This is a genomic window from Thermomonospora echinospora (genome assembly GCF_900108175.1).
GTDB lineage: Bacteria > Actinomycetota > Actinomycetes > Streptosporangiales > Streptosporangiaceae > Thermomonospora > Thermomonospora echinospora.
This window is the reverse complement of sequence record NZ_FNVO01000002.1, coordinates 725,342-740,376: the sequence shown is the minus strand read 5'-3', so window position 1 is coordinate 740,376 and position 15,035 is coordinate 725,342. Positions and strand designations below refer to the sequence as shown.

The following is a 15,035-nucleotide window of genomic DNA, read 5'->3' as shown; positions in this document are numbered from 1 at the left end:
TGGTGCACTGCACCATCACCGTCACCTCAGGCCCACCGCCAAGCCCGCCACCAAGCTCGCCACCAAGCCCACCGCCGAGCTCATCCAGCGCATGCAACAACGCCGACTCCGACGAGGCGGTATCACCGCTGAGATCCGCCGGACGGGTCACGATCCGCGCGCCCGCAGCCGCCGCCACCCCGGCGATCTCCGCATCATCGGTGCTCACCACCACCACGTCCACGTGCGGCGCCGCCACAGCGGCATCCACCGCCCGCACCACCAACGGACGACCACCGACCGGAGCAAGATTCTTACGAGGAATACCTTTGGAACCGCCCCTGGCTGGAATGACGCAGACGACGCGCACGTGCCTCCTGACCTGGAATTCGAAGGGGGGATAAACCGCAGAGGAAACCGACGGTAGGGACCGATATGTCCGTGGCAGTGACCCGAGAGTTAACGGAGGCTGTCCGAAGCTCTAATGTTCGGTTCCCGCCCGCGGCCGCATCGCAGGCCCGTGCCCCGCCGAAGGCGGCGGAAAGATCCAGGGAATGCGCGGCTCGACCAGCCAACGGGTCGCCCGGACGACGGGCCCGCTGCACAGCAACGTGCCGGCGACGGCCGCCCCGGCCGCGAGCACGACCGCGCCGGGCACGGTGTGCAGCCACTCGACGTCGTACACGCCCAGGGCCTTGAGCCCCTGCACGCCGAAGCCGTGCAGCAGATAGGCGTACAGGGTCGCCGAGCCGAGCGCGGTGAACCAGGTGCGCCGGGCGGGCACCACGGCCAGGAAGGCCGCCACCAGCACCATCGCGGCCACCAGCATCGCCGCCCGCATCAGCGTGCCGGACACGTTGTCCAGGCCGAGCGCCTCATGACCGTGGTTCCAGTAGACCCACTTGTGCGGCAGGTCTCGCCCGACCGTGGCCGCTCCCGCGAACGCGACCAGCAGCGTGACCGCGCCCAGCACCCGCGCGCGGGGCCGCTTCAGCGGTGCGAAGTGCTCCGGCCGCAACATCAGGCCCAGCACGTAGAAGGGCAGCAGCCCCAGCGTCCGCTGCAGGGTCAGCTCCGGCGGCAGCTCCGTCATGAACGACAGCAGCGAGATGCCCACGGCGAAGCCCAGCGGCCAGCGGATCTGCTGCCACAGCGGGGTTGACAGGCGCCACAGGAACAGCGCCATGAGGAACCACATCAGATAGGACGACCGCAGCAGGCTGATGTCCAGCGGCTTGCCGCCCGACCGCGACCAGAAGTAGACCGAGTAGCCGATCTCGAAGATCACGTACGGCACCACCAGGGTGGTGACCAGCTTGCGGGTGCGTCCCGGCGAGAACGTGAACCGTTGGGACAGGTAGCCGGTGAGCACGATGAACACCGGCATGTGGAACATGTAGACGAACACGTAGGCCGCCCGGACGGCGGGCACGTCGCGCAGCCCCTCGACGGCGTGGAACACCACCACCAGGACGATCGCCAGGAACTTGGCGTTGTCGAAGAACGGGTCCCGGGCGGGCCGGGCGGCCGTCTTCGCCGGGGCGCGGGCGGGCTCGGCCGTGGACTCGGCCGCGTGCTCGGTTGCGTGCTCGGTTGCGATGGCCATCGCAGGACCGGGGGCGGGTCAGGCGCGTCCGTAGGCGTCTTCGAGGCGCTCGATGTCGTCCTCGTCGAAGTCGCCGAACGCGATCTCCAGCACCCGCACCGCCGGGCCCGCGCTGCCGAGCCGGTGCGTGTCCCCGGCCCGGACCAGCACCCGCTGGCCCACCTCGGGCTCGATCCGGCGGCCGGCCACCTCGAAGACCGCGCCGGGGTCGAGCGCCACCCACAGCTCGTCGCGGTGCCGGTGCCGCTGCAGGCTGAGCCGCTGCCCGGGCGCCACATGGATGATCTTGACCGTGGACGGCTCGTTCCAGGTGAACCGTTCGAAGCCGCCCCAGGGCCGCTGCTCGGTCAGGATCTCCCGCTCCCGGGCGGCGGGGCCGGTCGAGGTGGACGACGGGGTGGACGACAGGGGGGACAAGGCTCATCTCCATGGGGACGCCGGACGATCCGACGATGCAAGCGCGGCTGGCTGAACTCCGTCCGCCGGCAGCCTGACCGGAAGCTGAACGTCCCGCGTCATCGGTGCGGGCCGGGGGCGCGGCGGTGTTTGCGCCGGGCGGGCGTCTGCCGAGATGATCTACATCCTGAGGTGGGCGACCGCGGCTCCGGCGCGGGCGGTGCCCGCGCGGCCGTCCCGGCGTGCCCGCGGACACGGGCCCGCCCCTGTACACCGGCCGCGCTCCCCACCCGTCAGCTGAGGGGCCGGTCGGCGGCCGGGCACCGTTCCGGACTGCGCGACGAGTCATGCTGTGGGCTGGAAAGGGCCGACGTGGGGAACGTGGTGGACACTGCGCGGCCGGGCGGACCGGCCTTGCGGGCGGCCGGCCGGGCGATCCGTTCGGCCGTGGCGGGACTGGGCCGGCTCGTCGTGGCGCACGGCCTGTTCGCGCTGGTCCTGGCCGTGGCGGTGGCGTTGCGGTGGATCGCCGTGCTGGGTTACCCGACGGCGCTGTGGTTCGGCGACTCGCACACCTATCTGGAGTCGACGCTGCGGTTCGAGCCGTCCGACCTGCGGCCCAGCGGCTACTCGCTGTTCCTGTGGATGCTGCAGCCCCGGCACAGCCTGCTGTGGGTCGTCGGCGTACAGCACGCGCTGGGCGTGGCGATCGGGATGCTGGTCTACGCGCTGGTGTGGCGGGCGGCGCGGGCCGCCTGGCCGCGCCAGCGGTGGCTGCCCGGCCTGGTGGCGGTCCCGTTCAGCGCGCCGGTGCTGCTGGACGCCTTCCAGATCCAGCTCGAACACCTGCTGATGTCGGACCTGCTGTTCACCTTCCTGCTGACGGCGGCGGTGACGGTGGCGGTGTGGCGGGCGCGGCCCCCATGGTGGGCCGGCGCCCTGGCCGGGCTGCTGATGGCGTGCGCCGCGCTGACCCGCTCGGTCGGACTGCCGCTGCTGCTGGTGCTGGTGGTGTGCATGCTGGTCCGCCGCGCCGGGTGGCGGGCGATCGCGGCGGCGCTGGTCGCCTGCGCGATCCCGATGCTGGGCTACATGTCCTGGTACGACTCGGTGCACGGCAGGTTCGCGCTCAGCAACTCCGACCAGATCTGGCTGTACGGGCGCACCGTGGACTTCGCCGACTGCTCGGTGATCAAGCCCCGGCCGGAGGTGGCGATCCTGTGCCGTGAGGGCGTGCCGCGCAACCCGCGGATCGCGCCGGCCTTCGCGGCGATGTGGGAGCCCGGCTCCGGGTTCGACAAGCTGCCCGGCGGCATCCGCGACCCGAAGGCCAACGAACTGGCCGGGGAGTTCGCCTGGGCGGCCATCAAGAAGCAGCCCGGCGACTACGCCGCGGTCGTCCTCCGGGACACCCTGCGGGCCTTCGAGTGGGAACGTGAGGCCTACCCGACGCCCTGGACGGAGGGCAAGTACCACTTCCGGGAAGGGGCGATCCTCAGCGAACGGGACGCCGCCTACGGGTACGCCTACGGCGGTGACACGGCGCGGGCGCGGGTCGTGGAGCCCTATGGCAAGTGGATCCGCGACTACCAGTCCTGGGCGTACGTGCGCGGCCCCTTCCTCGGCGCGTTCCTGCTGGTGGGGCTCGTCGGCATGCTGGTCCGGATCCGGCGCCTCGGCGGGCGGGTGTTGCTGCCCTGGTCGGTGTCCCTGGCCCTGCTGGTGGTGCCCGCCGCGACCGCGGACTTCGACTACCGCTACGTGCTGCCGGCCATCCCGTTCGCGCTCCTGTCCGTCGCTTTCGCGCTGATCCCAGAGTCACGCCGGACGCCCCCCGAACCCGCTGACGTCGAGCCCGCGAACGCCGCGTCCGCTGACGTCGAGCCCGCAAACGTCGAGCCCGCTGACGTCGAGCCTGCGGATGTCGAGCCCGTCGAGGCGATGGCACAGGAACCCACGGACGCGGTGCGTGCCGAGTCGGAGCCCGTGACCGCGGTCGAGTCCGGGCCGCGGCTCGCGGACGCGGCGGTACCTGAGCCCGCGGACACGACGCGCGCCGAGCCGTAGCCAGCGGACGCGGTGGGTTGTGGGTCGCAACCTGATGCAAGTGAGGCCTGGCCGTGGCCGGTGAACGCGGCGGAGACCGACCGGCCTTCTCGCCGCCGTGCTGGCGAAGAGGCGAAACGCCTATGGAGACGGTGTAAGACCCCAAAGGGAGTCCTCCCGGACGGGGCGACCGGCGGTGAAGCAGGAAACCCAGCGGGCGACCGCTGGAATCCCCGGCCTTGAGGCGGGGGAGGAAGCCAAAACGACGACCGGCCGCAGGCCGCCGAAGTGGCGGAACCTGCGGCCGGCGGTGAAGACCAAGGCTGGTGGCCGGGCCGGTGGTGCCCCACCGTGGCCCGGCCATGGGATCTGAAAGGTCAGGCGGTGTGGCCCACGGCGGGTCGGATGGGCTGTTCGGCCTGCTCGGGCTCGGGGGGCAGCAGCGCCTCGTACTCGGTGATCTTGGCCTCCAGCTCAGTGGAGATCCGCGCGAAGTCCCGGCTGGACAGGTAGAACTTGTAGATGATCACCAGCTCGAAGAACAGCAGGCCCGCCCCGGCCAGCGCGGTGGTCCAGATGATGGCGTGCGAGGTCAGCACGGCCAGCAGTGGGGCCACGATGAACACCGCCATCTGGAACTCGATGCCGCTGATCAGGTGCGGGCGGATCCGGCCGCGCATCAGCCCGTTGCGCACCCGGGCGTACCAGGGGAACCGCTGGTTGAAGCCCTGCTGCATCAGCACGTGCGGCTGGACCGACTCCTCGACCACCTTGCCGGTGGCGCTCTCCAGCATGGAGTCGACCTCGTCGGGCACCGTGCGGGTGGCCAGTTCCAACTCCGCGACCCGCTGCTGCGTCTTGACCAGCCGCGAGCGCATCTGCGAACGGACCTTGTAGATCTCCAGCGCGTCCAGGTAGCGCAGCATGTCCAGGAAGACCACGGCCAGGGCGGTCCACACGAAGGCGACGTTGCCGGTGGCCGCGTACTGGCCGCCCATCAGCGCGATCGCGCAGGCCAGCACCCGCACCCGGTCGAAGATGTAGTCCAGCCAGGCGCCGAACACCGAGCCGGTGCCCTTCAGCCGGGCGACCTTGCCGTCCATGCAGTCGAGCACGAACGAGAAGTGGTACAGCAGTGCGCCGACCAGCAGCCAGGTGGTCTCGGCGGTGGCGAAGCAGGCCGCCGCGCCCAGTCCCAGGAACAACGCCCCGGTGGTGAGCTGGTTGGGCGTCACCCCGGTCCGGTTCGCGGTGAACTTCACCAGCCGGGAGGCCAGCGGGTCGACGAGCAGCACCGTCCACCATGCGTCACGCGCCTTGTACGTCCTCGAACGAACGTCCTCGAGCGTGAATGCCATCGAGCACATTCCTTTCATAGGGGGGTCCCGGAGGCCGCCGTCGGGGAAAACGGCGCGCAGGCCTCGGGCTCTGGGGGGGAACGACCGGTGTACCGGGCCGTGGGCGGCTGGCTCGGGGCCGGAAGACACCAGGCTACCCGTATGACGCTTTTCGGTCTGGAAAAGTTGGTTGGTTCGCAATCACCCGTTCAACCCAGCAGGCGGTCGAGCACCCGCGCCGCGGCATGGCCGTCGTCGTGCGGGCAGTACCGCGCCGCGAACGCCGCGTACGCGTCGGCGTAGGTGGCCGGGAGCCGGTCCAGGTCCCGCAGCGCGTCGATGACCTCGTCGGACGTGCGCAGCAGGGGACCGGGGGCCTCGGCCTCGAAGTCGAAGTAGAAGCCCCGGACGTGGTCGCGGTAGCGCTCCAGGTCATAGGTGAAGAAGACCATCGGCCGGCCGGTGACCGCGAAGTCGAACATGGCCGAGGAGTAGTCGGTCACCAGCACGTCGGTGATCAGGTACAGCTCGGCGATGTCGGGATAGTTGGCCACGTCCACCACGAAACCGCCGGTCTTGGACTTGGGCCGGTCGGTCACCAGGTAGTGGGTGCGCAGCAGCAGCACGTGGTCCTCGCCGAGCGCCGCCTCCGCCGCGGCCATGTCCAGCTTGAGCTGGAACGCGTGGGCGCCCAGGTCCACGTTCAGGTCGTCGCGCCAGGTGGGCGCGTACATGATGACCCGCTTGCCCTCCGGGATGCCCAGCCGGCGGCGCACCCGCGCGGCGAGCTCCTCCTGGCCGGGGCGGCGCAGCAGGTCGTTACGGGGATAGCCGCTCTCGAACACCTCGCCCTCGTAGCGGAACGCGCGGCGGAACAGCGGCACCGAGAAGGCGTTCTGCGACAGCAGCAAGTCCCACTGGGGGACGTCGTGCTCCATCCAGATCAGGCCCTGGTTGCGCTTGTACGGCATGTCGTGCACGTCGTAGCCGAGCTTCTTCAGCGGCGTCCCGTGCCAGCACTGCACGTACGTTTGCCCGGGGCGCTTCTCGTACCAGGGGCGCAGCGACCAGTTGGCGAAGACGAACCGGGCGCGGGCCATCGCCTCGTAGTGCTCACGGCTGTCGGTCAGCACGGTGCGGGCGCCCTCGGGCGGCGTGAACTGGCCGTCCCGGCTGACCCATACGCACTCGATGCCGGTGTCGCGGCGGCGCAGTTCTTCGAAGATGCCGCGCGGGTTGCACGAGTACTGCCGGGCCCGGTAGGCGTCGAACACCGCCAGCTCCCGCACCGGCTCCCGCCGCTGGCGCGGGTAGAAGTCGTTGCGCAGCCGCGCCTGGGCGTACGGGCCCTGGGCATCCTCGCCCAGCGGGACCCGGACCTGCAGGCGCAGCGCGTCGGTGGCGTAGGTGAGCACGTTGATCTCGTGCACCCCGACCAGGTGCGGGTCGGGCAGGGTGCGCAACTTAGCCCGTTCCACCAGCACCGGCCGGTCGCCGTCCACGGACGGCGCCAGCAGGTCCCAGCGGCCCTTGCCGAGCGGGCGCTCCAGGCCGAGCGAGGGCATCCGGGTGGGCCGGAACGAGGCGGTGAAGCGGTCACCGTCCCAGGTGAGCGGCAGCGGGTGGGTGTCGGAGAAGCGCTGGTGGTGCAGCAGCAGCCGGTCGGGCCGGTCGGAGCCGGCATAGGTGCCCGACACGGTCAGCTCGTCGCCGGACCAGCCGATCCGGGTGACCACCGGGGTCGGCGTCCGCAGCATGGCGCGCAGGTTGCCGAAGCGGCTGCGCAGCAGGGCCAGCTCCAGTGGGGTCTCCCCATCCCGGACCAGGTACCGGGCCTCCGCCGGGTCCTCGCCGAACAGCACCTTGTGCTCGTCGCCGAGGGAGATGTCCCAGCCGCCCTTGTCCAGGTCGGCCAGGAGCTCGGCCAGCGGCAGCCGGGCGCGGAAGGCGGAGCGGCCGTCCGACCCGGGCTCCAGCGCGACCTTGGCCCGGATCCGGCGCCCGCTCTGCTCAGCGGTGGCGACCAGCTCTTTCGGGGCGGCGGCCGTCGTCCAGCCCCGCAGTTCGAGCGCGTCGTCGTCCACGCGGTGGCCGGTGAGCTGCGCGGTGACCTGCCTGACCCGCATCGCCGTGCTGCGTCCCACCTCCAGGACCTGCACGTGCACGCCCGGGGCGACCTCCATGTCCTGGGGCCACCGCCGGTTGGCCGCGGTCGGCGCGCCCAGGGTCCGGCGGCGGCGCAGCCCCTGGCAGGCGACCTCCACGCCCAGCTTCCAGTCGCCGGTCCGCCACTTGCCGAGCACCTTGAACGAGGAGGGGTCGATCTCGGCGACGAACCCGGCCCCGTCGTGGGAGACGACGGACTGGCCGCTGGCCGCGGTCACGTCGGGGCGGTGCACCCGCCGCTGCACCGACAGCGGGATCCGCATCAGCCGGTGCGGGCCGCGCAGCCAGAGCCGGATGCGCGCCTCGTCGGGGGTGGCCGCCTCCAGCCGCGGGATGTAGGCGTGCCCCTCGACGCGCAGCCGGCCGTCGACCCAGGTGGCCCGGTCGAGCCGGGCGACCGGCAGCAGTTCGTCGGTGACGTCGTAGACATCGAGGGGGATCTGCTGCCCGGGGTCCTCGAAGTAGGGGTAGGCGGCGTACCAGGTGCGCTTGCGGCCCCGGCGGACCACGGGGGTCTCCTTCAGCCCGCCGACGGTGACGAACCGCAGCACCTCCAGCAGCTCGGGGAGCTTGCGGCGGCCCAGCAGGTGCAGTTGCAGCCGGGTGATGGCCGCGGTCGCCCGCAGGGTCTGCGCGGCGAGGGGCTCGGCCAGCTCGGCGCCGAGCGCGGTCAGCATCTCCTGGTGGGTGTCCGCGACCCGCGGCAGGGCCGTCAGCAGTGCCTGCAGCTCGATGCCGACCAGCACCTCGGCGTCGTAGGCCGCGAGCAGCTGCGGCGCGTAGCCGGCCAGCTCGCCGCGCACGTCGCGGGCGGCCCGCAGCCGCTCGGCCAGGGCCGGGCCGTCGATGTGCTCGCCGATAACCGCGTCGGTGCCGCGCCACAGGTAGACGGTGTCCTTGAGCAGGTCGATCGACGAGGCCAGCGCGTAGGCCTTGACGGTGACCGGGGCGCTCTCGTGCGGGCCGGACGGGAACCGCAGCCGGTGCCGGTCCCAGAACTCGCGGCGGTAGACCTTGTTCCCGCAGGCCCGGTCGCGCAGCAGCTCGGGACGCTGGGCCACCTTCAGGCCCTCGGCCGCCTTGCCGAACAGGCCCCGGTGCGTCTCGGACTGCGCGGTCTCGGTGCCGTTCAGCCGGTGCACGTTGCCGCACGCCAGGTCCGAGCCGGTGCTCTCCAGCGAGCCGACCAGCCGCTTGTAGGCGTGCCGCGGCACCACGTCGTCGCCGTCGGCGAAGGCCAGGTACTTACCCGTGGCATGGCCGACGCCCAGGTCGCGGGCCGTCCCCACTCCCTGGTTCTCCTGCTGGAGCAGCCGGAACCGCGGATCCCGCTCGGCGAACTCCTTGGCGACGGCGGCGCCGCCGTCGGCGGAGCCGTCGTCGACCATGAGCACCTCAAGGTCGCGCAGGCTCTGGCGCTCTAGTGACTCAAGGCATGCGTGCAGAAACGGTTCGGCGTTGTAAAACGGCACAACGACGCTGAGCAGCGGGGACACAATCCTCCCGGGTCGCGGCGGCGCGGGGGTGCAGGCGCGCGGTTGCAAAACCCATCACCGGGGCGGCGGCTTCGGGTGAATGCCTGGTATGGGGAAGGTTAACGGACTCGGCGGGATGTGGTGCGGTCGGTGAGGATCGTCGCACCGGCCCGTTCCGGTGTGTTCAGCGGCGTGCGCCCCGGTCCGGCCGGGCCGGCTGGGGCCGGCGCAGCCCGGTGAACGCCCAGCCGATCTTCGGCTCCAGCAGCCACTTCATGGACTTCACCACCGGCGGGGTGCACAGCAGGGTGCCCACGACGACCGCGACCGCGGCCATGGTCAGCACGCCCGGCACGGTGTGCCAGAACTCCAGGTCGTCGAAGGAGGTGAACTTCATCAACCGGGTGAGGAACCCGTGCAGCAGGTAGGCGTACAGCGTCATGGCGCCCAGGTTGGTGAACCAGGTGCGGCGGCGCGGCACCAGGGACAGGAACGCGGCGATGAGGACCACCGCGGCGAGCATCATGGCCAGCCGCATCGCGGTGCCGGTCAGGTTGTCCACGCCGAGTTTGTCGTGGCCGTGCTTCCAGTACACCCAGTCGATGTTCATGCGCCCGGCGGCCACGAACGCCACCGCCAGGGCGCCCCCCAGCGTCACCAGCCCGAAGATCCGCGCGGCGGGCTTCTTGACGATCTCGAAGTGCTCGGGCCGCAGCAGCAGGCCCAGCACGTAGAACGGCAGCAGCCCGAGGGTGCGGTGCAGTTCCAGGTCGCCGCCCAGGTCGTCCATGTACGACAGCAGCGAGATGCCCACCGCGATGGCCAGCGGCCAGCGGATCTGCTGCCAGACCGGGGTGGACAGTCGCCACAGGAACAGCGCCATCAGGAACCACGTCAGGTAGTACGGGTCCAGCAGCGTGATCTCCAGGTCGTTGCGGCCGACCTGCCAGTCGTAGATCGAGTAGGCGAACTCGAACACCAGGTAGGGCACGCCGAGCTGGACGATCAGCTTGCGGGCCTTGCCGGACCCGAAGGTGAAGTTCCGCGACAGATAGCCGGTGACCACGATGAACAGCGGCATGTGGAACATGTAGATCGCCAGGTACGCCGCCTTGGCCAGCGGTACGTCCCGCAGTCCCACGATGGAGTGCCCGACCACCACCAGCAGGATGGCCAGGAACTTGGCGTTGTCGAAGAACGGGTCGCGTTCCTTGCGCGGTGCGGGCGCGGGGGCGGCCTGCGGGGCGCTCGCGGCGGCGCCGCCGGTGCCGTCGGACCGGTGGGAACGGGGCGGGAGGATCTGAGTCATGGGTCCAGACGTGCGTGGTGGGGAGTCGTTCGCCGTCCGACGGTACCCGAGGCCGGAAGATCGGAACGGGCAAACCGGACGACCGGGCCGAGGGGTCCGTCAGGTCTTGCAGACGTCGTCGGTCGCCCGGACCTCGTCCTGCTGGCGGGGGATGCCGGTCTTGCGGGGCTTGAGGGCGGTCCAGTCCGGGCCCACCACCAGGTCCACGATGCCGGGGCTGCCGTTGGCGCGGGCGGCGGGCCGGTCGGCGCCGGAGACCACCTCGGCCAGCGCCTGGGCCTGGTGCTCGGCGCCCGGCCCGTACAGCACCCGGGTGTTGCGCCGGCTGCTCAGGTTGCCCACCCCGGCGACCTGGTAGCCCTGCTCCTCAAGCTGGTCGGCGACCCGGCGGGCCTGGCCGTCGATGCCGCTGGCGTTGTAGACCCGCACCCGCACCTGCCTGGGCGAGATCTTGGACGACGAGCCGGCGGCGGGCCGCTCCTCGGCGATGCCGGTGTCGCTGCGGATCGCGGAGAAGAACCGGTCGGCGTCGGGCTGGCGCAGCGCCACCCGGTTGGGGTCGGGCGCGTAGGCCCCCCACGGCACGGTGACGAAGCGCAGCTTGCCGGCGGTCAACCCCTGCATCCCGCGGGCGATCTTGGTCATCGCCCCGATGTTCAGCTCCTCGTCGGTGGTCAGCGACTTGGTGGACGCGCTGAGCAGGGCGTTCAGCTTGACCGGGTTGCTGAGCACCCCGGCGCTCATCGCCTTGTTGGCCAGCGAGGCCAGGAACTGCTGCTGGCGCTTGATGCGGTCGGTGTCGGAGCCGTTGCCCAGCCCCTTGCGCACCCGCACGTAGGCCAGCGCGGTCTCGCCCTCGATGGTGTGCCGGCCCTTGCTGAGCCGCAGCCTGGCCTGCGGGTCGTTGACGTCCTTGGGCAGGCAGACCTCCACGCCGCCGACGGCGGAGGTGATGCTCTTGAAGCCCACGAAGTCGACCTGGAGGAAGTGGTCGATCTTGATGTTGGTCAGGTGCTCGATGGTCTTGACCGTGCAGGCGGCCCCGCCCCGGGTGAACGACTCGTTGATCATCGCGAGGCTGGAGGCGGGCACCGTGCCGCCCTCGCGGCTGCGGCAGGAGGGGATCGGCACCATCAGGTCGCGGGGGAAGCTGATGCCGATGGCCTGCTCGCCGCCCGGCGACAGGTGCAGCAGGATCATCGTGTCCGACCGCGGCGGGTCGTTCTTCATGCTCTTGCCGTACTTGGCGTTGGCGCCGGTACGGGTGTCGGAGCCGAGCACCAGGATGTTGAGGGCGTCGTTGAGCTTCTCCGGCCGGGGCCCGTAGTTGATGTTCTCCCGGGCGATGTTGCCGTTCAGCTTCCGGTAGTAGCCGTAGACGCCGAGGCTGGAGCTGACCAGCGTGACCGACAGTCCGATGGCGACCCAGCCGAGGACGCGCCAGCCGCGGCGTCTTTCGGGCGCCGGGTCTGCGTCGTCGACGTACTCCATGTACATCGGGTTGCTGTTCATGGGCTCCTGCAGTCGGGCACGGGCCCCCGGCTCGGGGGTCGGTCGGACTCGGTCGCGGCTAGGTCGTCAGCCGGCGGACGGACCCGGACGCATCGTCCCATCCATGCACACCGGCCACCGCTGTCACATGCTCCAGAGAGATTCGTCGATTGAGGACGGCTTCGTCGAGATTTCGTTGAATTATGACGGACGACCCCGCGGCGAGGGGGGCCACCAGCCCGACGAGCAGTCCGCCGAGGGTGGTGAACGGCAGGTCGGTCAGCACCCGGCTGCGGGCGTCCAGCCCCCAGTCATGGGCGGCGGCGGCGGATCGGGAGGTCAGTTCGCCGGCGGTCAGTGTGGCAAATGTCACGTTTGTCGCTGGTGTCTCCTCCGCCACGCGGAGCACGGGAGCCGTCACATCCACCGGAGCGTAGGACACGAACCGGTCGCCGTACCCCCGAACCTCCACCGCGTAGTCCAGTATCTCCGCAGGGTGATCGCCCAGCGGGCCGCCGAGCGCATGCAGCGACAGGCCGACGACCTCCTCGGCGTCGGCGGCGTGCGCGTCGTACCAGCCGGGCAACGACAGCACCTCCTCGGCGGCCACCAGGAGGTACGGGCCGCGACCGCCGTCCGGTTCGACCCCGTCCACGACCCCGTTCACGAGTTCGCCCACCCGGTCCGGCTCGACCGGCTCGGCGACCAGCCCGGCCGACCAGCAGGCCATCAGCCACACCGCGGTCTGCCAGTGCGGCGGCAACACCAGCACCGCCCGGTCGCCCGGCTGCGCACCCAGCCCGTCCACCAGCAGGTTGGCGGTCTTGGCCACCCAGTTGGCGAACGTCCTGCCCGACAGCTCGACGCGCTCGCCGGTGGCGTCGTCGTAGAAGGTCACCAGGGGGCGCGACGGGTCCTCGGCCAGCCGCCCAGCCAGTAGTTCCGCAAGTCCGTTGTCAGCCATGTCGCCGAGCGTACGGCTCCACCCGGCGGCGGGCGGCCCGCTACCCTGCGCTTGCAGTGGACGAATCACAGCAGCTGAGCGCACAGCGGTCGGCGGAACCGGGCGAGCGCGCACCCTCCGGACGTAGGGCCGCGCGGCTGCGGCTGCCGATGCCGTTCTCCAACGGCCCGGACGTGCGGGGCAACTCCACCCGCGCCGGACGGGTGCTGACCCGCCTCACCGTGGCGCCCGCGCTGCTGATCGTGGCCTGGTTGGCGGTGTCGCTGCCGTTGTTCATGGCGGGCTGGTACCGCCTGGGCCCGGCGCTTGCGCTGTTCGTACCGGTGGCGTTCCTGGTCCTGAAGGCGGGCTTCTGGGACCGTACGCGCCTGGAGCTGACCGCCGGGCTGCGCGGGCCGGTCTCGTGGTGGGTGACCGGCGGGGTGGTGGCCGTGGCCGTCGCTTTCTTCGCCCTGGAACTGGCCATGTCCGCCGAGCAGGTCGTGGTGCGCCGCGACCCGGCCTCCTACGTACAGTTCGCGACCTGGCTGAACGACCACGGCGCACTGCCGATCGACCCGATGCGCTGGGCGTTCGGCGGCGGCGACCCGGTGCTGCGCTACGACAGCCCGGCCTTCTACGAGCTCGGCGATGGCCAGGTCGTCCCGCAGTTCATGGCCGGGCTGCCGCTGGTGCTGGCGCTGGGCGGCTGGCTCGGCGGCACGGACGCGATGCTGGCGATGGCGCCGCTGCTGGGCGCCTGCGCGGTGCTGTCGTTCGGCGGGCTGACCGCGCGGCTGGTCGGCCCCCGCTGGGCTCCGGTGGGGGCGTTGGCGTTGGCGCTGACGCTGCCCATGCAGTGGCTGGCGCGCTCGACTTACAGCGAGCTGCCCGCGCTGGTGCTGCTGCTGGGCGGGCTGAGCCTGCTGCAGGACGTGCGGGAGCTGGAGTCGGGGGCGGCGCGGGTCCGCGCGTTTCTGGGCGGGCTGGCACTGGGGCTGATCGTGCTGGTACGCATCGACGGCATCCGCGACCTGCTGCCGGTCGTGGTGTTCGCCGGGCTGATGGCCGCCCGCCGCCGTCCGACCTGGCCGCCGCTGGTCGCCGGGCTGGCCCTGGGCGCCGGCGCCGGGCTGCTGGAGGGGTACGTCGAGTCCCGGCCCTACCTGGACTACCTGAGCGACTCGCTGCGCCCGGCGCTGCTGCTGGCCGCCGGTGTGATCGCCGGCACGGTGCTGATGGTGGCGGCGCTGCGGTGGCCGCCGACCGGCGTCCGGCTGCGCCGGCTCGGCGTGGCCGCCTCCGCCGGGCGGCTGCCCGATGTGGCGGCGGTCTGCGTGCTGCTGGTGGTCGCCGGCTTCGCGGTCCGGCCCTACGTGCAGACGGTCCGGCGCGCCCCGCGCACCGAGGACGACCGGATCAACGTCGAGTTCCTCGAAGAGGTCCAGCGGATCAACCACGTGGCGGTGGACGGGTGGCGGCAGTACAGCGAGCTGTCGCTGCACTGGGTGGCGTGGTACGTCGGGGTGCCGGTGCTGCTGCTGGCGGCCCTGGGCGCGCCACTGCTGGCCCGGCGGCTGCTGCGGCGGTCCAACGGCGAGTGGGTGCTGCCGTTCATGATGATCGCCTGGACCGCGGTGACCACCCTGTACCGGCCCGGCATCACCCCCGACCATCCCTGGGCCTCCCGCCGCCTGATCTCCCTCGTCATCCCGGGGTTCCTGTTGCTGGCGCTGTGGGGGCTGGCGTGGTGCGTCCGGTACGTCCGGCGGACCGGGCGGTGGCGGTGGGCCGTCATGCCGGTCGCGCTGGCGGGCGTGGCAGCTGTGCTCGTGCCGATCGCGGTCACGTCCCGGCCGCTGATGCTCACCCCCACCGAGCAGGGCGAGGTCGCGCAGGTGCGGGCGATGTGCCGGGAGATCGGCCCCGGCCGCTCGGTCGTCATCGTGGAACCCGTCACCGCCGACCGCTTCGTCCAGGTCATCCGCGGCATGTGCGGCATCCCGGCGGCCCGGCTGGCGCCCGGCGCGGGCCGCGGCGACGTGCAGCGCGTCATCGACGGCATCCGGGACGCCGGGCGGCGCCCGGCCGTGCTGGGCGCCGACCCGGCCCAGGTGTCCGGGTACGGCGCCGCCGAGCAGATCTTCCGGCTGCGCACCAGGCAGGACGAACGTTCCCTGGTGAAGCCGCCTGATGGCACCTGGCCGCTGGCCATCGATGTGTGGATGGCCGAGCCGCCCCCTGACGGGCTTTGACACGAAGATTGGGCAGGTACTCAGTAGCGTCG

10 protein-coding genes are annotated in these 15,035 nt (G+C 71.6%); 2 read left to right on the top strand and 8 right to left on the bottom strand.

Annotated features, from left to right (window positions below; all coding sequences use genetic code 11):
* The 3 genes from C4U03_RS07635 to C4U03_RS07625 form a co-directional block, all read right to left on the bottom strand.
* Positions 1 to 349 (bottom strand): cytidylyltransferase domain-containing protein (locus tag C4U03_RS07635; protein WP_160146922.1); only part of this gene is annotated, 349 nt, incomplete at its 3' end.
* A 111-nt stretch (positions 350 to 460) separates the two neighbouring features.
* On the bottom strand, positions 461 to 1,585 hold the full coding sequence (locus C4U03_RS07630; RefSeq protein WP_103936912.1) for an acyltransferase family protein: 1,125 nt from the start codon (positions 1,583 to 1,585) through the stop codon (positions 461 to 463).
* Between the two features lie 18 nt (positions 1,586 to 1,603).
* On the bottom strand, positions 1,604 to 2,002 hold the full coding sequence (locus tag C4U03_RS07625; protein WP_103936911.1) for a phosphomannose isomerase type II C-terminal cupin domain: 399 nt from the start codon (positions 2,000 to 2,002) through the stop codon (positions 1,604 to 1,606).
* 363 nt (positions 2,003 to 2,365) lie between these two features.
* On the opposite strand from C4U03_RS07625, the gene C4U03_RS07620 reads away from it, so the two are divergent.
* A complete protein-coding gene (locus tag C4U03_RS07620) occupies positions 2,366 to 4,048 on the top strand; it encodes a hypothetical protein (protein WP_146087280.1) in 1,683 nt (560 codons plus the stop codon).
* A gap of 356 nt (positions 4,049 to 4,404) precedes the next feature.
* Here the strand turns inward: C4U03_RS07620 and C4U03_RS07610 are convergent, their stop codons facing one another.
* From C4U03_RS07610 to C4U03_RS07590, 5 genes are all read right to left on the bottom strand, one after another.
* Complete coding sequence (locus C4U03_RS07610) at positions 4,405 to 5,385, bottom strand: CDP-alcohol phosphatidyltransferase family protein (protein ID WP_103936909.1); 981 nt, start codon at positions 5,383 to 5,385, stop codon at positions 4,405 to 4,407.
* A 188-nt stretch (positions 5,386 to 5,573) separates the two neighbouring features.
* Positions 5,574 to 9,002 carry a bifunctional glycosyltransferase/CDP-glycerol:glycerophosphate glycerophosphotransferase gene (locus C4U03_RS07605; protein WP_235017704.1) on the bottom strand — a complete coding sequence of 1,143 codons (3,429 nt, stop codon included), beginning with the start codon at positions 9,000 to 9,002 and terminating at the stop codon, positions 5,574 to 5,576.
* A 187-nt stretch (positions 9,003 to 9,189) separates the two neighbouring features.
* A complete protein-coding gene (locus tag C4U03_RS07600) occupies positions 9,190 to 10,314 on the bottom strand; it encodes an acyltransferase family protein (protein WP_103936907.1) in 1,125 nt (374 codons plus the stop codon).
* Positions 10,315 to 10,413: 99 nt separating this feature from the next.
* Complete coding sequence (locus tag C4U03_RS07595) at positions 10,414 to 11,826, bottom strand: LCP family protein (protein ID WP_103936906.1); 1,413 nt, start codon at positions 11,824 to 11,826, stop codon at positions 10,414 to 10,416.
* A 58-nt stretch (positions 11,827 to 11,884) separates the two neighbouring features.
* Complete coding sequence (locus C4U03_RS07590; protein ID WP_103936905.1) at positions 11,885 to 12,769, bottom strand: TIGR03089 family protein; 885 nt, start codon at positions 12,767 to 12,769, stop codon at positions 11,885 to 11,887.
* Positions 12,770 to 12,825: 56 nt separating this feature from the next.
* Between C4U03_RS07590 and C4U03_RS07585 the strand changes: the two genes are divergently transcribed.
* Positions 12,826 to 15,003, top strand: coding sequence for a hypothetical protein (locus C4U03_RS07585; RefSeq protein ID WP_235017691.1), 2,178 nt, complete (start codon positions 12,826 to 12,828; stop codon positions 15,001 to 15,003).
* Positions 15,004 to 15,035 lie beyond the last annotated feature (32 nt).